A 21,187-nucleotide genomic window follows, 5' to 3' on the forward strand; every position below is an offset into this window, starting at 1 on the left:
GAGGTGGAGGTGAACTGCGGTGAGCCCGGAACCGATGCCGGATCCCTTCGCGGACCAGCCCGACTGGGCACCTCGACCGCCTCGGCCGGTGGCCCTGGTCCCGGCCGCGGCCGAACGGGAGCTACGCGGGAAGCGGCTGCGGATCGGGCTGCCCGGCACCGGTTGGCGGGGCGATCTGCGCGGCGACGAGAAGGTGGTGCAGCGCAGCCGGACCTACGTTCCGGTCTTGCCTGAGCAGGAGTGGTACCGGGCGGAGTCCGAGGACGTCGAGGTGTTCGCGCCGCTGGTGCCGGCGGACCGGGTCTGGGTGGAGCGCACCGACGACACGCTGACCGCGCCGGTCCGCGACGACGTGCTGTCCCGGCTGGTGTCGTTGGACGCTCCGGCGCCGCTGTTCCCGGTGCCGGTGGTCGACGCCGGCCCGCTCACCGGGCGCCGTCTGGTGCACATGGACGACGGGATGGAACAGCGTGATCTGCGGGCGGTGACCGAGCTGCACACCGGCGCGGACGGTGACATCTGTGTCCGGGCCGCCCAGGAACTGGCGTGGTACCGCTGGGTCTGGACCGGCACACCGCCGGAGACGATCGAACTTCCGGTCCATCTGCTCTGGGTCGAGTGACGTGGGCCGGACGGTCGAGTGACGCGGTGCTCTGGGGTCGAGCGACGCGGACCGGACGTCAGTCCAGCGGACCGGACGTCAGTCCAGTCGCTCGGCCGCGCAGACCCGCCAGCCGTCCTCGTCCACCGTGCCGAACCGCCAGCGGTCGATCGACCGGTTGATGATCCCGCCGGAACCCATCCGGCGTTCGATGGTGACGACGGAGGTCGCCGCGTCCTCGGTCGTCAGGTCGGTGGTGATCTGCCCGATCGACATCACCGCCGGCGCGTTCCGACGGCGCTCCCACTCGACGATGGCGGACCGGTAGTCGTCGATCGCGTCCAGCGACGGCCGCGCGCAGACATACTGGCCGGCGAGCGCGTCGTCGCGTTGCAGCAGGTGCGCGTCGAGGAAGTTCAGTACGGCCGACTCCGGGGTGCCCCGATCGGGGGCAGTGACGTTGGCGTAGAGGACGAAGGCGACCCCGGCACCGCCCAGGCAGAGCAACACGGTGACGCCGGCGGCCAACACCAGCGCCAGGCGCAACCGCCGGCCGGGCGGGACGGCCGTCGGCGGCACGACGCCCGGAGCGGTCCGCTGCCGGGGCACCCGACCCCGGCGTACGGGGGTCGCCGGTCGCGTCTGCTCCACCCTTCGACAGTATCCGTCCTCAACATGAGACTGAATAGTCGAGCGACGTCCTCATTGGTCACATATCCGGCGAAGTACCCTGGCGGGTCTTGATCATTGACCAAACGTCGGTTGCCCGCCGCGAGCCGTCAGACCGCTGGGATACCGTCTCAGGGCTGAACTCAACCGACGCCCGAGCTCGACGGGCGTCCAGTCGCGCGGTGAGCGGGTGATCACGATGGGCACGGACCTGGAGCGCGCGGCCACACTGCACCGGTCCGCCGCCGCCACGGCCGCCGCACTCGGGCTCGAGTCGACCGGACGCCTCGCCCCCGCCGGTGCCGCCGCCGGCGGCGGCACCGCCATCGCCTCGAACCAGCACGAGATCGCCGAACAACTCCGCAGCCTCGCCGCCCGGCTGGCACCCGGCTGGTGGGGCGCGCCACTCGACGCGCAGACCCCCGCCATGCCGCTCGGCGACCTGGAACACATCGGCTACCTGCGGATCGGCATCGCACAGCCACTCGACGACGCCCGGTTCCCGGTCGTCGTGCCGTTCCTCGGAGCAGGACATCTGGCGATCGACGGCGACGTACGGGACCGGCGGGTGGCCGGGCTACTGCGTGCCACACTGCTGAGGCTGCTGGCCGCCGTACCGCAGCGACGGCTGGTGGTGCGGACCGTAGACGGCATCGCGACGGCCCGCCAGGGTGTGCTCGCGCCGTTCCAGCGGCTGATCGACACCGGTGTGCTGCGCCCGGCGGCCACCGAACTCGTCGGGCTGCGCACCGCGCTGGCCGAAGCCGAACAGTGGATCCGGCCCGCCCGGCCGATGGTGAGCCGCCACCACCGGCAGGGACGCTTCCTGGTCCTGCTGATCGCCTCCCTGCCGGAGTCGACCGATGGCGGCGACCTCCACCGCATCGCCCGGCTGGCCCAGGTCGGCCCGGAACACGGCCTGCACCTAGTGGTCGCCGGCTGGCCGCCACCACCGTTGACTCCCGAGCAGTCCCGCGCCGAACTGCCGCGCGGCACCACCATTCGGCTGCGGAACCCGCACGTGCTGGTCGGCGACCCGCCCGGGGAGAGCTTCACCGATCAATCGGCGGTGGCGGCCGGCCAACCGGGCGGGCTGCACGCGCCGACGTACCTGGACGCCGGGCCACCGCAGCAGCTGATCGACCAGGTCGGGGCCGAACTGGCGGCGGCGGTCGACACCGGGGCCCGCCCGACCCTGGCCGACTCGCTTCCCGACCCGGCGACGCAGTTGTGGACCGAGTCCACCGCCGACGGACTGTCCGCCGGCGCCGGCTTCGACGGGCACCGGCAGGTGGTGCTCAGATTCAACGACCTCACCCCGCACTGGCTGGTCGCGGGGCGGGCCGGGGCGGGCGTCGACGAGTTCGTCACCACCGTGCTGTACGGGCTCGCCGTCCGGCACCGGCCGGCGGAGCTCGCCGTACACCTGGTGGACCTGTCGCCCGGGGAGTCCTTCGCCGGGCTGCTGCCCACCGACGCCGACCCGGCCTGGCTGCCGCACGTGGCCACGGCCGGGGTCGAGGCCGACCCGGAGTACGCGCTGTCCGTGCTCCGGCTGCTCGCCGCCGAGATCGACCGACGCGCCTGGCTGGCCGGCCGCAACGGCACGAACACGTTCGCCGAACTCGCAGCGGCCGTCGACATCGGCCGAATCCTCGGTGTGATCAAGGATCCGGCCCCGTTGTTCGATCCGGCCGCGAGCACCGCCGCCGAGGCGCTCGAACTGCTGCAGCGCATCGCCCGCAGCGGCCGGGGCTGCGGCATACATCTCCTGCTCGCCGACTCGGGCGGCGACCCGGGTGGCCGCCCACCGCCGGACGGCGCCGCCGCCGGCTGGTGGTGGCGCGGCGAGTCCCTGGCGAGTCAGTTCCCGGTACGGGTGGCGCTGCCCGGTGGGGACTGGCTGCTGGAGCCGAACAACGACTCGGCGGTCGGCCTACCAGTGGGTCGGGCGGTCGTCAACACCGCTGGCGGGCTTGGCGGGCCCCGGGGTGCCGTCCGGGGTCACGAACGTACCGTGAGTTTCCCGGACCCGTACGCCGATCTGCCCGGGGCGACCCGGCTGCGTCAACTGATCTGGTCCCACCGGGACACGTCGGCCCGACCGCCGCAGGTCTTCGCCGGATACCGGCAGCCCGATCTGGTCTCGGAAGCCGGCTACCAGCAAGCGCTGACCGGGACCACCGAACCGGCCGGGACCACCGAACCGGCCAGCGTCGACGATCCGGCCGGCGCTATCGATCCACCGGTCTGTCTGCTCGGTGAGGCCGTCGAAGTGCCGCGACGGCCGGCGGAGTTCCGGTTCGAACGTGCCCCCGGACGGCACCTGGCCATCTTCGGCTCCCACGACCGGACGACCGACCTGCTGGCCACGGCAGTACTCAGCCTGGCGGCACACCATCCGCCCGGTTCCGCCCGCCTGCTGTTCGTCTCCTTCGGCGAGCACGATCAGGCGCAGCTGGCCGCACTGGCCGCACTGGTCGGCGGCCGGCAGCCGACCGAGGTGGTGGATCTGGACATCTTGCGCGCGTTGGGGGACGCGACCGGGCCGGCGTACCTGGTCGTCGCAACGGCCGACGTGCTGGAACTCGGGGGACCCGCTTCGGCCCGGCTGCGTAACCTGCTGGATTCCGGGCCGGCCCGGGGCATCCATCTGCTCTCCTGCTGGCAGCAGGAAGCCGCGTTCGCCGCGTTCCTCGGCCCCAGTCCAGAGTTGATCGCCGGCATCGTGCTGCTCGACCTGACGGTGGAGCCGGCGGCCGGCCAGCCCGGGGCCGCCGATCGGCTGCCCCGGTGGCGTCCGCGTGATCAGCGCGGCCTGCTGTACGACGGTCAGACCGACCGACGCACAGTCTTCGTTCCGTTTCGTCCGATAGCGGCGGCCGGTCCTGAACGGGAGGTACGGTGATCCCCGCCGACGCGACCGATGCGACCAGCTCGACCGATGCGACCAGCTCGACCGACTGGGCAAAGTACGCGGCGGCGGCCCGCCGGCTCGCCCGGCTCCGACAGCCGCCATTCCGGGCCAACCCGCCGGGGCACCCCAGCAGCCCGCCGGGGCACCCCAGCAGCCCACCGGGGCCGGTGGACAGCCCGCCGACCGGGCACGCGGGCGGTCTGCCGGCCGACGTCACCGATGACCTGTCCGGCATCGGCGAGAGGCTCGCCGCCGGGCGGCAACGGCTGCTCGGGTTCGGCGTACCGGCGGTCGCGCTCGATCCGACGCCGTCGGAAGTCGCCGCGCGCCAGGCAGCGCTCCAGGCCGGCGGCGCCGCGGCCCGGCGATCCGCCATCGAGCGTGCCGTCGCCGAGGTCGACGCCGCGACCGCAGCGTTGGCCGGGTGGCCGGCCGGACCGCCGGCTGGGCCATCCGCCGGCTGGTCGGTCACGCCGTCGGCACCGAGCGGACATCCGGTGTGGCTGCGCAACCTGCTGGTCTACGGACCGTTCGCGGTGATCGTGCTGGTGATCCAGATTGCCTTGTTCGTCGCGGCCGGCGCCAGTGCCCCGCTCGGCTACGTGCTCGGCTGCGGTCTGATCATGCCGCTGGCCGCGTTCGTACTCGGCTGGCTGGCGGTGGGCTTCGTCTTCGCCGTACCCGGCCAGCGGGTCGACCGTACGCCCCTGGTCGGCGCGGCCGCGTGCGCCGCTCCGCTGCTGCTGACCTGCGTACTGTCCGTCATCGTCGGGCTGACCCGCTGACCCGCTCACACCCGGCGACCCTGGCGACCCGGCGACCGACCCAACGATCCGGTTCAGCCGTGGATGATCAGGCTCATCGCCTCGGCCCGCGACTTGGCGTCCCGCTGAAACACGCCCCGTACGGCGGACGTGATCGTCTTGGCACCGGCCTTCTGGATGCCGCGCATGGCCATGCACATGTGCTCGCACTCCAGCACGGTGACCACGCCCCGGGGTTCCAACCGGTCCATCAACATGTCGGCGATCTGCGCGGTGAGCCGTTCCTGCACCTGGAGGCGACGGGCATAGACCTCGACGAGCCGGGCGAGCTTCGACAGCCCGGTGATCCGGCCGTTGGCGCCGGGGATGTAGCCGATGTGCGCCACACCCCGGAACGGGAGCATGTGGTGTTCGCAGAGCGACATCATCTGGATGTCGCGCACCAGCACCAGCTCGTCGTGGTCGGCCTCGAAGGTGGTGGTCAGCACCTGCGCGGGGTCGGCGCGCAGGCCGGCGAGCATTTCGGCGTAGGCCCGCGCGACCCGGGCGGGGGTCTTGAGCAGACCGTCCCGGTCCGGATCCTCCCCCACCGCGATGAGGATCTCCCGCACCGCCCGTTCGATCCTGGGCAGGTCGACAGCACCTTCGACAGGGCTGCCGTTGAGTCTGCCGTTGATCAGGCGGGCGGCGAGGTAGTCCAGCGCGTCGTCGTCCGGTTCGGTCGACGACGCGCTGGCCGGGGACTGGCCGTTCAGGACGTGCCCTCCGAGTTGGCGGACAAACCGCCGCCGATCGGGGCCTGGGCACCGTCGGTGGCCATCTGGACGTTGAGGCTCTGCTTCTCGGCCGGCGTGAGCACCGGTGGCTCGGTCGACGGCTGACGCTTGCCGAAGCCGTTGAACGGTGCCATCGGCGGCCGCTTGACCACCCGCTCGCAGATCCGCGCCATGTCGGCCGTGGAGAGTGTCTCCTTCTCCATCAGCTCCAGCACCATGTTGTCGAGCACGTCGCGGTATTCGACCAGGATCTCCCAGGCCTCGTCGTGCGCCAACTCGATCAGTGCCCGTACCTCGGCGTCGATCTCGGCGGCGACGGTGTCCGAGTAGTCCCGCTCGTGGCCCATGGTCCGGCCGAGGAACGGCTCGTCACCGCTGGTGCCGTACTTGACCGCACCGAGTTTGGCGCTCATGCCGTACTGGGTGACCATCGCCCGGGCCAGCGCGCTGGCCTTTTCGATGTCGTTGCCGGCGCCGGTGGTGGGCTCGTGGAAGACCAGCTCCTCCGCCGCCCGGCCGCCGAGGGCGTAGGCCAGGGTGTCGATCATCTCGGCCCGGGTCTGGGTGTACTTGTCCTCGGTCGGCAGCACCAGGGTGTGGCCGAGCGACCGGCCCCGGGACAGGATGGTCACCTTGTGCACCGGCGCGGCGTGTGGCAGCGCCCAGGCCACCAGGGCATGCCCGCCCTCGTGGTAGGCGGTGATCTTCTTTTCCTTGTCGCCCATCACCCGGGTCCGCCGTTGCGGGCCGGCGACCACCCGGTCGATCGACTCCTCCAGGGCTTCGTTGGTGATCGCGCGGGCGTCCTGCCGGGCAGTCAGCAGCGCCGACTCGTTGATCACGTTGGCCAGGTCGGCACCGCTGAATCCGGGAGTACGCCGGGCCACCGCGTCGAGGTCGACGTCGGGAGCGAACGGCTTGCCCCGGGCATGCACCCGCAGGATCGCCTTGCGGCCCTCCATGTCGGGGGCGTCGACCGGGATCTGCCGGTCGAACCGACCGGGACGCAGCAGCGCCGGGTCGAGGATGTCGGGCCGGTTGGTGGCCGCGATCAGGATCACGCCACCCTTGGTGTCGAACCCGTCCATCTCGACCAGCAGCTGGTTGAGGGTCTGCTCGCGCTCGTCGTGACCGCCACCCATGCCGGCGCCACGGTGCCGGCCGACCGCGTCGATCTCGTCAACGAAGACGATCGCCGGAGCGTTCGCCTTGGCCTGCTCGAACAGGTCCCGGACCCGGCTGGCGCCGACACCGACGAACATCTCGACGAAGTCGGAACCGGAGATCGAGTAGAACGGCACCCCGGCCTCCCCGGCGACCGCGCGGGCCAGCAGCGTCTTACCCGTACCGGGCGGGCCGAACAGCAGCACACCCTTGGGGATCTTGGCACCGAGCGCCTGGTACTTCGCCGGGTTCTGCAGGAAGTCCTTGATCTCCTGCAACTCCTCGACGGCCTCCTCGGACCCGGCCACGTCGGCGAAGGTGGTCTTCGGCGTGTCCTTGGTGATCACCTTGGCCTTGGACTTGCCGAAGTTGAGCACCCGGGAGCCGCCGCCCTGCATCTGCGACATGAACAGCAGCAGCAGGATCACCAGGATCGCGATCGGCAGCAGGTTGACCAGCAGCGTGAGGAAGATGCTGTCCGAGGAGACCTCGGCCTCCACCGGGCCGTCGATTCGGCCGGCGGCCTCGGCGGCCTGCACGTCGGCCCAGATCTCGGCGCCCACCTCGTAGGGGAACTGTGCCTCGATCCGGTCGGTCTCGGTGTCACCGAACTGTTCCGGCTCCGCGAGATCGAGACGGAGCGTCTGCTCCCGGTCCTGGAATATCGCCTTGGCGATGCCGTCCTGCTCCAGCCGGGCCAGCGCCACCGAGGTGTCCACCTTGTGGTAGCTGGGGCCGTTGGTGAAGAAGGAGCTGAGCGCAATCGCACCGATGATCACCAGGATGATCCAGACCACCGGCCGGCGGAAGAAACGCGTACGTTCCATACGTATGTCGAGCGCCGCAGCGCCCGGACCCTCCTGATCGACGTTCTGACCGTCTAGGTTTCTGACCGTCTTGGTTAGCGACCCCGAGGCGCCAACCTCGCGCCACGGTCATTCGAAGGTACACCGTGGGGGCGTGGTGCGCGCCCGCGAGCCGGTCGGTCCGGTCGGGACGGGTCCCTCGCCGATGCGGTCACTGCTCTCCGCACCACCCGATACCGTAGCGCTGTTTCCTGAGAGTGGACTGTACGTCCCGGCGAGTTCAGCTACACGCACCGCCCCGAAGGGACCGGTCGGCGTACCCGACACCACGGACCGGCGTACCGGACCGGAGTCAGGGGTCCGGTCGGGAGCAGCTCAGGCTCAGGCTCGGGCGTACACCTCGGGCTTGAGGACGCCGACGTAGGGCAGTTCCCGGTAGCGTTCGGCGAAGTCCAGCCCGTAGCCGACCACGAACTCGGTCGGGATGTCGAAGCCGACGTACCGGACCGGCACCCGGACCTTGACCGCGTCGGGCTTGCGGAACAGGGCGACCACCTCGACGCTCGCGGCGGACCGCGATTCCAGGTATTTGAGCAGCCAGGACAGCGTCAGACCGGAGTCGATGATGTCTTCGACCACGACGACGTGCCGGCCGGCGACGTCGCGTTCGAGGTCCTTGAGGATCCGCACCACACCGGAGGACGTGGTGCCCTGCCCGTACGACGAGACGGCCATGAATTCCAACTCGACGGGCGGACCGTGCCGGCCGAGCGCACGGGCGAAGTCGGCCATGAACATGACCGCGCCTTTGAGCACGCAGACCAGCAGCAGCCCGCCGCCAGCGGAGGCGTAATCGGTGGATACCTGCTTGGCGAGTTCCGCAGTCTTCTCGCGGATCTGTTCCTCGGTGATGATCACGTGGTCGATGTCGGCGTCGTACCAGGAGCCGTCAGCCATGCCCTAAGCCTGCCGTATCCGGCTGGCCGGCCGTCACCGGGGCTGGCGGCTACCGTCGCGGCTGGGTCGCCAGTCGGCGGAGTCCCGGCTGTCGCGGGTCAGACCGGCGGCGGAGGCCACGCCGAGCAGTACGAAGAACAGGACAACAACGAACAATTCCATGGCGGCTGTCACCTTTTCGCTGGTGGTTGCGGGTTCTGCCGCCGGTGCGCACCGGACGTCACAGTCAGTGTGCGTCCGTGCTCCCGCGCCCGACAGTGGCAGAAAAGCCACTGACCCTCGAATTTCTGCCACGCTTCGACTAGCCTGGTCGACATGATTCGTACCGTCGCGGTGTCGACATGATCCGTACCGTCGCGGTGATCGCCCTCGACGGCGTCGCCGCCTTCGAGCTCGGCGTGGTCTGCGAGGTCTTCGGTCTCGACCGCACCGCCGACGGTTTCCCCGCCTACCGGTTCGACGTCTGCACCGCCGACGGCCAGCCGGTACGCAGCACCTCGGGATTCGGCATCACCCCGACCGCTGACCTCGACCCGGTGGCCGACGCGGACCTGGTCGCGGTGCCGGCGGCGACCACCCGGCCCGTCGTACCGCCGGCCGTGCTGGACGCGTTGCGCGCCGCCGACCGGCGCGGCGCCCGGATCCTCAGCGTCTGTTCGGGTGCCTTCGTGCTCGGCGCCGCCGGCCTGCTCGACGGCCGGGATTGCACCACCCACTGGAAGTACGCCGACGAGCTGGCCCGCCGCCACCCACTCGCCCGGGTCCAGTGCAACTCGCTCTACGTCGAGGACGGCAACCTGCTCACCAGCGCCGGCACCGCCGCCGGGATCGACGCCTGCCTGCACCTGATCCGCCAGGACCAGGGCTCCGCGCTTGCCACCAAGTTGGCCCGCCGCATGGTGGTGCCACCACACCGGGACGGCGGCCAGGCCCAGTACATCGAGACACCGATCCCGAGCGGCCCGCAGGCCAGTTCACTCGAACCGGTGCTGAGCTGGCTGACCGCCAACCTCGACTGCCAGGTCAACGTCGACGAGCTGGCCGCCCGTGCGCACATGGCGCCACGCACCTTCGCCCGACGGTTCCGGGCGGAGACCGGCACCACCCCGCACGACTGGCTGACCGGACAGCGGGTGCTGCTCGCTCGACGGCTGCTGGAGGAGTCCGCTCTGGGCGTCGAAGCGGTCGCCAGCCGATGCGGATTCGGCGACGCGGCGACCATGCGACATCACTTCAGCCGGCGGGTCGGCGCGACCCCGCAGGCCTACCGGACCACCTTCCGCGATCGACTCGCGACCGGCTGACCGGCGGTATCGCCGACCGCCACCGACCGATCAACCGCTTCGCCGATCGCCACCGGCTCGCCGGTCGCCCTGGTCGCCACCAGCACGCCGTCGCGGCGGACCACCTCGATCGCCCCCGGCAGATACACCGCCTTCTGCCCCCGCCACCGGGTCACCAGCGCGTCGAGGGCGTCGATATGGCGGGCGGCCAACGCCGACCCGGGCGCGCCAAGCTCGCGAGCCCAGCGGTGCAACATGCGGGTACGGACCGCGCTCGGGTGCGCGGCGAGCACCGAAACGGCGATCCCGGACCCGGCGCCGTCGGACCTGGCCTGGTCCAGCGCGGCCGCCGCGAACCCGTCCAACGCCGCGTTGTCGGCCGCCAGCAACGCGGCGGTACGCGCGAGATTGTCGACCACCCCGGCACCCAGCGCGCCGACCAGAGTCGGCAGCACGTCGGCCCGGACCCTCGCCCGGGCGTACGTCGGGTCGACGTTGTGCGGATCGGCCCACACGGTGAGCCCCAACTCGGCGCAGACGGCGTTGGTCTGTGCCCGGCTCACCGCCAGCAACGGCCGGACCATCCGGACACCGTCGTGTTCGCGTACCGCCGGCATGCCGGACAGGCCAGCGGGCCCGGCGCCACGGGCCAGCGCCAGCAGCACCGTCTCGGCCTGATCGTCGCGGGTGTGGCCGAGCAGCACCGCGTCGGCCCCGTGCCGGTGGGCCGCCTGCGCCAACGCGGCGTAACGGGCCGTCCGCGCCGCCGCCTCGGGACCACCCTCGCCGGTCACCCGCACCGCGACAGCCTCGACCGGATCGAAACCGGCCTGTTCCGCCCAGTCGGCGACCCGCCGCGCCTGGTCCGCCGAACCGGGCTGCAGGTCGTGGTCGACTGTCACCAGGCCGGCACGCACCCCGCTGCGCGGCGCGACGAAGGCGACCGTCGCCGCCAACGCCAGCGAGTCCGGGCCGCCCGAGCAGGCCACCAGCACCGTACGGCCGGAGTAGTCGCGCAGCGTCCGGCGGACCGCGACACGCAGCGCCGCCACCGCAGGGGCGAGTCTGGCCACCGGTCGGGTCAGACGACCGTCTGGGTCGACCCGGAAACCGGACCGTGCACCCGGGCCACCCAGGCGTCCGGGTCGGCGAGTTCCTCCAACCGGGGCAGGGTCAACGGTGAGCTGAACACCTTGTTGAAGCCGGCCATGCCGACCCGTTCCACGACGCCGTGGACGAACTTGCGCCCCTCGGCGTACTGGCGCATCTTGACGTCGACGCCCAGCAGCCGGCGGATCGCCTTCTCCAGCGGATTGCCGGCTTCGCGACGCCGGTTGAACCCGGCCCGGATCTGCTCGACGGTGGGGATGACCTCGGGACCGACGCCGTCCATTACGAACTCGGCGTGCCCTTCGAGCAGGGTCATCAACGCGGTCATCCGGTCGAGGACCGCCCGTTGCGCGGGTGTCTGCACGATGTCCAGCACACTCGCCCGGCTCTCCGGATCCCGGATCGCGTCGGCCAACGTGCTGACCCCCCGGCGGATCCGGTCGACCAGCTGGTCACCGCCGGCCTGGGAGGCGTCGACGAACGCCTGCACCTGGCCGAGGAAGTGGCCACGCATCCACGGTACGGCGGTGAACTGGGTCCGGTGGGTCACCTCGTGCAGGCAGACCCAGAGCCGGAAGTCGCGGGGGTCGGCCTGGAGCTTGCGCTCCACCTCGACGATGTTGGGGGCGACCAGCAACAGCTGGCCGGGGTCGCCGGAGAAGACCTCGTACTGGCCGAGCACCCGGCCGGAGAGGTAGCCCAGCACCGTACCGGCCTGCACGCCAGTGACCCGGGAGCCGATCGCGTCGGTGAGCGCGCCGGGTTGCCGGTCGCCGGCCGCCCGGGACACCAGCGGGGTGATGACGTCACGGAGTCCGGCGATGTTGGCGGCGGCCCAGTCCCGCCGGTCGACCACCCGTACGGGTGGGTGCGCGACCTGCGACTGCAGCCCGGTGTAGGCGACGACGTGCCCGGCCGCCTCGTCGGTCAGTCGACGAAGCTCGTTCACCACCTCGGTCGCCTCGTCGAGAGATGCCTTCGGGCCCGACTTGCTCAGCGCGCCGGCGGTAGCGGCGGCCAGATCCCAGTCCACGAACTGCGCCATGAGACCCACCGTACCCGCGCCGCGCCCGTCGACCCCGATGATCATGCCCTGGTACGGCGCAGCGGCCCAGTTCCGGCGCGGTGCTACCGCCGTCACTCGGCGACAGCGGTGCCCCGAGTCAGCTGAGCGACAGCGGTGCACCGCTGTCGCTCAGCGGCAGCCGCAGGTCGCCAACGTGCCCGCTATCCGGTCCAGCGCTGCTTGAGCGGCGTCGATGTACAACGGCACCGCGTCGGCGAGCACCGCGAACGCGAGAAGTCTGCCGTCGGCGGTGGTGACCGTACCGGCCAGGGAGTTGACCCCGGACAGTGAACCGGTCTTGGCCCGGATCATGCCCGCGCCGGCCTGGTCCGGGTCGGCCGATCCCCGGTATCGACCTTGTAGCGTGCCGGACCAGCCGGCCACCGGCAGCCCGGAGAAGATGCTGGTCAGTTCGGGCCGGCTGCCGCCGCCGGCGAGCACGATCAGCTCGGTGAGCAACGCCGGTGACACCCGGTTGAGCCGGGACAGGCCGCTGCCGTCGCGCAGGTCGCTCTGGTCGGCGTCCAGCCCGATCTCGGCCAGTACGGTGTCCATCGCGGCGGCGGCGCCGGCGAACGACGCCGGTTCGCCACGGGCGATGGCGACCTGCCGGGCCAGCGCCTCGGCCACCACGTTGTCGCTGTCGGCCAACATCACCTCGACCAGGCTGACCATCGGCGGCGACTCGACTCGGGCGAGCTCCAAACCAGGTCGTACGGTGTCGGGTCCGCCGCTCGGGTCGGCCGTCGCGGAACCGCCGGGTGCCGGGTTCCCGGTCGGGTTCTGCCCCGGAGCTCCGGCGACCGGTCCGGTACCGCCGGACGGGTCGGCCGTCGGCCCGGCGAGTTGGTCGGTGTATCCGGCCGGCGCCGCTGTCACCGCCTCGGGCGGCAGGCCGAGGGCGCGGGCGAAGGCGCGGCCGGCCGCCAGGTCCGGCGCCGAGGACCGCTGGGCCCAGCCCTTTCCGGCCGTCGGGTTGGACCGCCCGCCGTCGACCATCAGCGCGGTGATCGCGGCGGCGTAGCCACCGGTCGGGATGTCGTCGTCCCAGCCCGGGCCGAAGGCGGGGCCGGTGAAGAGCGTGGCGTCGATCGTCACCTTGGTCGGCGCGACGTCGCCGAGCGCGGCACGGGTGCTGGCCGCCAACTCGTCGAGCCGGGCCGCTCCCGGGTAGAAGGCGGTCTCGTTGATGCCGAGGGTCGGATCGCCCCCGCCCACCAGGACGACCTCGCCGGGTGCCGCACCGGCGACCACCCGGGTGGCGATCCGGTGGGCCGGTCCCACGGCGGCCAGTGCGGTCACCGCCGTCACCAGTTTGGTGGTCGACGCCGGCATGGTCGGCACGGTCGGCCCCGCGCCGAACAGCACCGTCCCGGTCGCCACGTCCCGCACCGAGACGTGCACCCGGCTGCCGAGGCCCGATGCGGCGAGCACCTGCGGCAACACGTCGGCGAGCTGGGCGGGGCTCGGCATCGGGGCGTCCGTGGCGAAGCCAGCGAGCACCGGCCCAGGGGTTGGTTCGACGGACGGGCTGGGACTCGGGCTGGCCGGTGCCGCGCCGAGCCAGTCGGCCACCGGCCCGGGCCGCAGCACCACGACCGTCGTACCGCCCAGCAGCAGGAGGGCCGCCGTGACCAGGGCGACCAGCAACGAGGTCCGCGATGGTCGGGGCGGTCGGCCGGCGGGCGGGGCCGCAGGCGCTACGGGGGCCGCAGGCGGTACGGGGGCCGCAGGCGGTGTCACCGGCGCAGACCGGGAGACCGGGGCGCTCGGCGGCCGTTGAGCGGCGGACGGCACCGTGACCGGTCGAGCGGTACCGCGTACCGGGACCGATGCCCGACCGCGTTGGGTGGCACCGGTGCCGAGTCCCGCTCCGGGCTGGGCGACGGTCGCTCGGCCAGCGATACCGCTTCCTGGACCGGTCACGGCGGCCCGGCCAGTGGCCGGTGACACCGGAGCCGGTGGCGTGGCGGCTGAAGCCGGTGGGGCGGCCGGCGCGGCGGACAGTGGCGGTGGCGGCTCGTGCCTCTCATCCGTCGTCGGCGACTCAGGCGACTCATCTGTCGTCGTCTGCGACGCGGTCCGCGCAGGGTGGTCCGGTGGCGGCGGTGACACCGCGGTATCGACCACCGGCTCGGGTGCCGTCTTGGACGCGGTCTCCTCGGCTCCAGCGGTTTCCGCTCCAGCGGTTTCCGCTCCAGCGGTTTCCGCTCCAGCGGTTTCCGCTTCGGCGGTTTCCGCTTCGGCGGTTTCCGCTCCAGCGGTCCCGGCTTCAGCGGTCCCGGCGGAGACCGGCTCTTCGGTCGCCGCCGGGTCAGCTGGCGGCTGTTCCGTCGCCGAGTCTGCTGCTGGCGTACGCACCGAAGTCGAGTCGACTCGTGGATCGGAATCGGTTGGTTCGGTCGATGGCGGAGCCTCGTCGGCGGCCTGCTTCTCGACGGACGTCGCTTCCGGCTGCTCGGCAGCTGTCTCAGTCGGCACGTCGACCGGCACCTGTCCCGGTTTCTCGGCCGGCTCTTTCTCCGACTTTTCGACCGACTTCTCCGCCGACTTCTCGGCCGAGGGGATCGCGGACATCGGCGCCGACCCACCTTCACTCAGAGTCAAATCAACTTCACTCTCGGGCGATACGACCGGGCTGACAGGGGTGACTGGCACATCCGAGGTCCCCACCGACTGTGAATCATCCCTCCCCACTGGCCCCACCTCCCACGCGGCGAACCGACTACGCGACACTACTTGCGTACACACAACGAGCGGCAGCCGGAACGTGCGGGCGGGGCAACGTCCGCGCGACGGTACCGCTCTGTTTCCGTAGCCAGCGCGGGCGACGAGGGGGCGAGATGGATTTCGACGTCACGGTTGAGATCCCTAAGGGTCACCGGAACAAGTACGAGGTCGATCATGCGACCGGCCGGATCCGGCTGGACCGCACATTGTTCACCTCGACGCAGTACCCAGCGGACTATGGTTTCATCGAAGGCACCCTCGGGCAGGACGACGACCCGTTGGACGCCTTGGTGCTCGTACCAGAACCCACCTTCCCAGGATGCCTCATCCGATGCCGGGCGATCGGCATGTTTCGGATGAAAGACGAAAAAGGCGCCGACGACAAGGTGCTGTGCGTTCCCTACGAGGACCCTCGCCAGGAGCACCTGCGGGACATCCACCACCTCGGCGAGTTCGATCGGCTGGAGATCCAGCACTTCTTCGTCGTCTACAAGGACCTGGAGCCCGGCAAGTCGGTGGAGGGCGCGACCTGGGTCGGCCGGGTCGAGGCCGAGGCCGAGATCCGGGCCTCGTTCCGTCGCCGAGAGGCCGCCCTCGAACGCGGCGAAGCGGCACACTGACCGAACCTCCGGGACCAACGGCGTCGCCCACCGGGTCAGCCGAGCAACCCGGAAGCCCACGAATAGAGCCCCAGAACCGCACCGGCCACCGGGACGACCGACACCACCAGGCCGGTCTCCAGCACGTCGGCGGTGCGACTCAGGTACGGCGACGGCGGGCGGGTGGCGTAGCGACCACCCGCCGCCACCACCGCCAGCGCCAGAACTCCCGCCGCCAGCGCCAGGGACCGGACCGCCTCGGGACCGGCCGGCGCCAGCACACCCACCCCGAGCACCACGACGCCCAGCACGCCACAGGTGATCAGCGGCAACCGTTGCCGTACCGCGACGAAGGTGCGCGACCGCAGCAGCAGCGCCACCGCGCCGACGCCGACCAGCACCCGCCCGGCCGACCCACCGGCCGACACCAGTACGACGCTCGCGCCCACCGCCGACACGGCGTACCCGGCGAGCATGCCGGTCAACAGTTCCTCGGCCCGCGACACCGACCGGAGCACCGACCGCTCCCGAACCGCGAGCTCGTCCGCCGACCCACGACCGGACCGACCCACCACCGGGTCTGGACCGACGTCGTCCGACACCACCGCGAACCCGGTCGTGGCCCGCTCGTCCACGTGCGGCGACACGGCCGGCGACACGCCCGGAACCGGGACCCGGCCAAGCTTGACCGCGAGCAGCGGCAGCAGACCGATGCCGCAGACCACCACGACGAGGAGCAGCGTCGCCGCACCGACCGAGTCGGTGACCGTCGCCGACACCGTGGCCGCGATGCCGCCGAGGACCGCGACGGTCACCGCTGCGGCGAAGACCGGCAGCCCGGCGGCGATGCCGACGATCGACGACAGACCGCCGATCAGGAGCAGCACCGACCCGGCGAGCACCTGCGTCGAAGTCGGCCCCAGCAGGTCGGTCGGCCCGATCAGATCGCCGGAGGATCCGGTCCGGCCGGAACCGCCGTGCAGGACGCCCGCGGCGAAGAAGTACGGCAACGCGTAGCCGCCGAGGACGACACCGACGCTCCGGTCCCCGTACGCCCGAGCGGCCAGCACCCCGGCGGCGGTGAGTCCCGCCGCGATCGCTAACGCCGTCGACGAGGCCTGGGCGAACCCGTTCCGCAACAGGACCAGCCAGGCCACCCCCAGGAACAGGCCCGCGACGGCCAGTGCGCAGACGCGGGTGACCGACGCGGACCAGACTCTGGTGTGCCGCCGGGCGGCGTCGGCGATCGACTCGACGACGTCGTCGTACTCGGGCTCCGGCCACTGGTCCCACCCCGGCACCAGATGCAGCACCTCACCGTCCCGGACGCCCTGCTGGCGCAACGGCCGCGTCACGACGAGCCGGCTGCCATCCGCTCGGCACAGCACCCATCCACCATGCCGTTCGCCCTCGTCGGCGAGCCCGTCACCGGCGTGGCGCAGCATCTCCGGCAGCAGTTCGGCCACCGGGACGTGCTCCGGTAGCGCGAGGTCCAACCGACGCCGGGGCCCACGGATGGTGACCCGGGCAAGCGGCACGCTCATCGATCCTCCGTAAGGCACACTGGACCACCGGCAGCCGAACGCCCGCACTTTACCCACCGTCACGCGAACGCCCCGTACCGAACACGCCGGATTCCGATCGTGGACGGGGTTTCGCGCACACCGTCCGAAGTGTTAACTGGCGCGATGGGTAGCACCGTCCTCAAGCGACCTCAACGCCGGCCGGCCCCGGAGATCCCGACCGGGGAGATCCGGCTCGCGCCACCGCCGGAGCTGCCAGCCCAGACCGGGGCACGCTGGCAGCAACTACTGATGCTGCTGCCGATGCTGGGCGGCTCGGTCGCGATGGCGATGATGTTCGGCCGGGGCGGTGGGACGTACTCGTACGTGGTCGGCGCGGTGTTCGGCGTCTCGTCGCTGGCGATGCTGGCCACCGCGTGGGGCAACGGCACGACCGCCCCCCGCAAGGCAGAGATGATCGCCGCCCGGCGCGACTACCTGCGCCAGCTGGCCGGCCTGCGGCGACAGGTACGGCGGGTAGCCCTCCGGCAACGTGTCGGGCTCTACTACCGGCACCCGAACCCGGACCAGCTCTGGTCCACGGCGACCAGCTTCCGGGTCTGGGAACGACGCGGCCTCGACGACGATTTCGGGGTGATCCGGATCGGCGTCGGGCCACAGCCGCTCGCCACCACCCTCGTCGCGCCACCGACCCCGCCGGTGGAGGACGTGGAGCCGCTGACCGCAGATGCGCTACGGCGGTTCCTGGATTCGTACACGGTGGTGCCGGACCTGCCGGTCGCGGTGGCCCTACGGGGATTCGCCCGGATCATCCTCCTGGCCGGGGCGACGACGGACCAGGCCGGGGCGACGACCGATCGGGCCGGGGCGTTGGCCCGGGCCATGCTCGTCCAGCTCGCTGTCTTCCACGCGCCGGACGACCTGCGGATCGCGGTGTGCGCAAGCCCCGACCGGCGCGGCCACTGGGAGTGGGTGAAGTGGCTGCCGCACGCGCGGCATCCCGGCCGTACCGATGCCGCCGGACCGCTCCGGCTGGTCACCAGCGACGTCGCCGAGCTGGAAGACCTGCTGGAGCCGCTGCTCGCCGGCCGGGGACCGGTCCGGGCGGGGAGCACCAGCACCGGCCCGCACCTGGTGGTCGTGCTCGACGGGACCGCCCTGGTGGATTCACCGGCGGTGGTGGCGGACGCCGGCTCCGACAGCGCGGAGAGCCCGCGCCACGGTGGCGTTCCCGGTGGCGTTCCCGGTGGTGTCCCCGGTGGTGTTCTCGATCGTGAGGGCGGCGTCGAAGGCCTGACCGTCATCCAGGTCGGCGGACCCGCCGCACGCCTGCTCGACCGTGCCACGTTGGCGCTGCGGCTGGGGCCCGACGGTGAGCTGACCAGCCAGAGCCTGGACACGACGACCGACGTCGGCATCGCCGACAAGCTCAGCGTCGTCGAGGCGGAGGTGGTCGCCCGCCAGCTCGCCGGTCTGCGGCTACCCGGACCGGTACGGCCGGCCCCGGCCGCGACGGCGATCGAACCCGACCTCCTCCGGCTGCTGAACAGCCGCACGTCGATCAACGGGCGGTCCGGCGACGCCACGGACCGGCGGCAACTGCGGGTGCCGATCGGCGTCTCGGCGGACGGCGAACCCGTGGAGCTCGATCTCAAGGAGTCGGCGTTCGGCGGGATGGGCCCACACGGACTGGTCATCGGCGCGACCGGGTCAGGCAAGTCCGAGCTCCTGCGTACGCTGGTCCTCGGCCTGGCGATGACGCACTCGCCGGAGGCGCTGAACTTCGTGCTGGTCGACTTCAAGGGTGGGGCGACCTTCTCGGCGCTGGAGCGGCTGCCGCACACCGCCGCGGTGATCACGAACCTGGCGCGCGAGTTGCCGATGGTCGACCGGATGGCCGACGCGATCAACGGCGAGCTGGTCCGCCGGCAGGAACTCCTCCGCCGCGCCGGCGACCTGGGCAGCCGGCGGGACTACCTGCGGGCCAGGGCCGCCGGGGCCGACCTCGGGCCGCTGCCGGCGCTGGTCGTCGTCTGTGACGAGTTCTCCGAGCTCCTCTCCGCCAAGCCCGACTTCATCGAGTTGTTTCTGCAGATCGGACGGCTCGGCCGCTCCCTCGGGGTGCATCTGGTGCTCGCCTCGCAGCGGGTGGACGAGGGACGACTACGTGGGCTGGACACCCATCTGTCGTACCGGATCGGGCTGCGGACCTTCTCCGCGTTGGAGTCCCGCGCGGTACTCGGCGTCCCCGACGCCTACCAGCTTCCGCGCGAACCCGGGCACGGTTTTCTCACGTCCGGCACCGAGCCGTTGGTCCGGTTCAGGTCCGCGTACGTGTCGGGCCGGTACCGACGTCCGGCACCGCGCCGGGCCGGAGACGGTGGCGCAGGCGGTGGCGGCCAGTGGAGGTACCGGCTGCTCGGCTTCGACACCCGGCCGCTGCCGGCGCCGGCACCGGATCCCGAGCTGCCGACCGGTACGGACGACGAACCCGCCGCCGAAACCGCCACGACCGGACCGAGCCTGCTGGACGTGGTCGTCGGCCGGTTGTCCCGGCACGGCCCGCCGGCGCACCGGGTGTGGTTGCCGCCGCTGGCCGACGCACCGAGCCTGGAGATGCTGCTCGGCCCGGTGCGTCCGGTGCCCGGCCGGGGCCTGACCGCCGTCGACGACCGGATCGTCGGCCGGCTACGGGTACCGGTCGCGATCATCGACAAACCGTTCGAGCAACGCCGCGACGTGTCGTGGCTGACGTTGGACGGGGCGGCCGGGCACGTCGCCGTCGTCGGTGGACCGCAGAGCGGCAAGTCCCAGCTGATCCGCACCCTCATCTGCGGGTTGGCACTTACCCACACCCCCGCCGAGGTACAGGTCTACTGCCTCGACTTCGGCGGCGGGACGTTGGCCGGACTGCGCGACCTGCCGCACGTGGGCGGCGTGGTCGCCCGGACCGACACCGCTGCGGTACGCCGTACCGTCGCCGAGGTCACCGCGCTGCTCGCCGACCGTGAACGGCGCTTCGCCGACACCGGGGTGGAGTCGATGGCGGCGTACCGGGCCGGTCCGCACCGCCTCGACGACCCGTACGGCGACGTGTTCCTCGTCGTCGACGGCTGGCCGACGCTGCGCGCCGAGTACGACGACCTCGAAGCGCCGCTGACCGACCTGGCCACCCGGGGACTCTCGTACGGCGTCCACCTGGTCGCCTCGGCACCCCGCTGGGCAGACCTCCGGCCGGCCGTACGGGACCTGTTCGGTTCCCGGCTGGAGCTGCGGCTGGGCGATCCGATCGACTCGGTGGTCTCGCGGCGATCCGCCGCGAACGTACCGGAGGGGACGCCGGGACGCGGAATCACCAGCGACGGACTGCACCTGCTGACCGCGCTGGCCGAGGTTCCCACCGTGGGTACGGGCACCGCCGCCCTGGTGGCCGCGATCGCTGGGGCCTGGCCGGGTCGGCCGGCTCCGCCCGTACGGCTGCTGCCGGATCAGCTGCCGTACGCGGATCTCGACCGGACCGCCCTCGACGGGCTGCGGCTGGCGATCGGCATCGCCGAGGCGGATCTCCGGCCGGCGCTTGTCGATTTCGGCGTCGACGCGCACCTGGTGGTCTTCGGCGACGCGGAGTCCGGCAAGTCGAGCCTGCTGCGGGCGTTGGCGGTCTCGGTGGCCCGGCGGTTCGCCCCGGAGCAGGCCCGCCTGATGCTGATCGACTACCGACGCAGCCTGCTCGGTGCGGTGACGTCGGACCATCTGATCGGCTACGGCAGCTCGGCGTCGCACGCCGCCGAGCTGATCGAGTCGGCCGCCGGCTACCTGCGGGACCGGTTGGCCGGCCCGGACGTCACCGCCGAGCAGCTCAGGGCCCGGTCCTGGTGGTCGGGACCGGAGTTGTTCGTTCTGGTCGACGACTACGACCTCGTCGCCGGCCCGGCCAACCCGCTGACGCCGCTGCTCGAATTCCTGCCTCAGGGCCGCGACGTCGGCCTGCACCTGGTGCTGGCCCGGCGGACGGGCGGCGCGTCGCGGGCCCGGTTCGAGCCGGTGCTGCAGCGGTTGGTCGAGCTTCCGGCCGCCGGGCTGGTCCTTTCCGGAGACCGGGACGAAGGTCCGCTGATCGGCGACGTGCGAGCCACCCGGTTACCGCCGGGTCGTGGCCGGTTGGTCACCCGTCGGGAAGGCGATCGGCTGGTGCAACTGGCCTACCTGCCGCCGGAGTGAC

The 21,187-nt window shown here is 71.9% G+C and carries 14 protein-coding genes and 1 pseudogene; 6 read left to right on the forward strand and 9 right to left on the reverse strand.

The annotated features are described in order from the left end of the window. The first annotated feature begins 34 nt into the window (after nt 1-34). A complete protein-coding gene (locus O7632_RS30865; protein ID WP_278120538.1) occupies nt 35-622 on the forward strand; it encodes a hypothetical protein in 588 nt (195 codons plus the stop codon). A 78-nt stretch (nt 623-700) separates the two neighbouring features. Here O7632_RS30865 and O7632_RS30870 read toward each other — a convergent pair whose 3' ends face one another. Then, nucleotides 701-1,252 (reverse strand): hypothetical protein, encoded by a 552-nt coding sequence (locus tag O7632_RS30870; RefSeq protein ID WP_278119463.1) that lies wholly within the window; start codon nt 1,250-1,252, stop codon nt 701-703. 217 nt (nt 1,253-1,469) lie between these two features. On the opposite strand from O7632_RS30870, the gene O7632_RS30875 reads away from it, so the two are divergent. Continuing rightward, nucleotides 1,470-4,178, forward strand: coding sequence for an FtsK/SpoIIIE domain-containing protein (locus tag O7632_RS30875; protein WP_278119465.1), 2,709 nt, complete (start codon nt 1,470-1,472; stop codon nt 4,176-4,178). Then, entirely contained in the window at nt 4,175-4,972 is a 798-nt protein-coding gene (locus O7632_RS30880) for a hypothetical protein (RefSeq protein WP_278119466.1), read from the forward strand. Before O7632_RS30875 ends, O7632_RS30880 begins: the two co-directional genes overlap by 4 nt. 53 nt (nt 4,973-5,025) lie before the next feature. Here O7632_RS30880 and folE read toward each other — a convergent pair whose 3' ends face one another. The 4 genes from folE to O7632_RS30900 form a co-directional block, all read right to left on the reverse strand. After that, entirely contained in the window at nt 5,026-5,652 is a 627-nt protein-coding gene (gene folE, locus O7632_RS30885) for a GTP cyclohydrolase I FolE (RefSeq protein WP_278120540.1), read from the reverse strand. A 50-nt stretch (nt 5,653-5,702) separates the two neighbouring features. Continuing rightward, nucleotides 5,703-7,718: an ATP-dependent zinc metalloprotease FtsH gene (gene ftsH, locus O7632_RS30890; RefSeq protein ID WP_278119468.1), complete on the reverse strand. Its 2,016-nt coding sequence runs from the start codon at nt 7,716-7,718 to the stop codon at nt 5,703-5,705. A 360-nt stretch (nt 7,719-8,078) separates the two neighbouring features. Further along, nucleotides 8,079-8,654 carry a hypoxanthine phosphoribosyltransferase gene (hpt, locus tag O7632_RS30895; RefSeq protein WP_278119470.1) on the reverse strand — a complete coding sequence of 192 codons (576 nt, stop codon included), beginning with the start codon at nt 8,652-8,654 and terminating at the stop codon, nt 8,079-8,081. Nucleotides 8,655-8,687: 33 nt separating this feature from the next. Further along, nucleotides 8,688-8,816 (reverse strand): hypothetical protein, encoded by a 129-nt coding sequence (locus O7632_RS30900; protein WP_278119472.1) that lies wholly within the window; start codon nt 8,814-8,816, stop codon nt 8,688-8,690. A gap of 179 nt (nt 8,817-8,995) precedes the next feature. On the opposite strand from O7632_RS30900, the gene O7632_RS30905 reads away from it, so the two are divergent. Beyond that, nucleotides 8,996-9,958 carry a helix-turn-helix domain-containing protein gene (locus tag O7632_RS30905; protein WP_278119474.1) on the forward strand — a complete coding sequence of 321 codons (963 nt, stop codon included), beginning with the start codon at nt 8,996-8,998 and terminating at the stop codon, nt 9,956-9,958. 80 nt (nt 9,959-10,038) lie between these two features. Here the strand turns inward: O7632_RS30905 and tilS are convergent. The 3 genes and pseudogenes from tilS to dacB form a co-directional block, all read right to left on the reverse strand. Then, nucleotides 10,039-11,010, reverse strand: a pseudogene (gene tilS, locus O7632_RS30910) (tRNA lysidine(34) synthetase TilS); the annotation flags it as partial. An 8-nt stretch (nt 11,011-11,018) separates the two neighbouring features. After that, nucleotides 11,019-12,092: a zinc-dependent metalloprotease gene (locus O7632_RS30915; protein ID WP_278119476.1), complete on the reverse strand. Its 1,074-nt coding sequence runs from the start codon at nt 12,090-12,092 to the stop codon at nt 11,019-11,021. 150 nt (nt 12,093-12,242) lie between these two features. Next, a complete protein-coding gene (gene dacB, locus O7632_RS30920; RefSeq protein WP_278119478.1) occupies nt 12,243-13,763 on the reverse strand; it encodes a D-alanyl-D-alanine carboxypeptidase/D-alanyl-D-alanine-endopeptidase in 1,521 nt (506 codons plus the stop codon). A gap of 1,193 nt (nt 13,764-14,956) precedes the next feature. Between dacB and O7632_RS30925 the strand changes: the two genes are divergently transcribed. After that, nucleotides 14,957-15,463: an inorganic diphosphatase gene (locus O7632_RS30925; RefSeq protein WP_278119480.1), complete on the forward strand. Its 507-nt coding sequence runs from the start codon at nt 14,957-14,959 to the stop codon at nt 15,461-15,463. A 35-nt stretch (nt 15,464-15,498) separates the two neighbouring features. Here the strand turns inward: O7632_RS30925 and eccD are convergent, their stop codons facing one another. Further along, nucleotides 15,499-16,986 (reverse strand): type VII secretion integral membrane protein EccD, encoded by a 1,488-nt coding sequence (gene eccD, locus O7632_RS30930; RefSeq protein WP_278119482.1) that lies wholly within the window; start codon nt 16,984-16,986, stop codon nt 15,499-15,501. Nucleotides 16,987-17,130: 144 nt separating this feature from the next. On the opposite strand from eccD, the gene eccCb reads away from it, so the two are divergent. After that, a complete protein-coding gene (eccCb, locus tag O7632_RS30935; RefSeq protein ID WP_278119483.1) occupies nt 17,131-21,186 on the forward strand; it encodes a type VII secretion protein EccCb in 4,056 nt (1,351 codons plus the stop codon). Nucleotide 21,187: the final 1 nt, after the last annotated feature.

This window comes from Solwaraspora sp. WMMD406 (assembly GCF_029626025.1).
Classification (GTDB): domain Bacteria; phylum Actinomycetota; class Actinomycetes; order Mycobacteriales; family Micromonosporaceae; genus Micromonospora_E.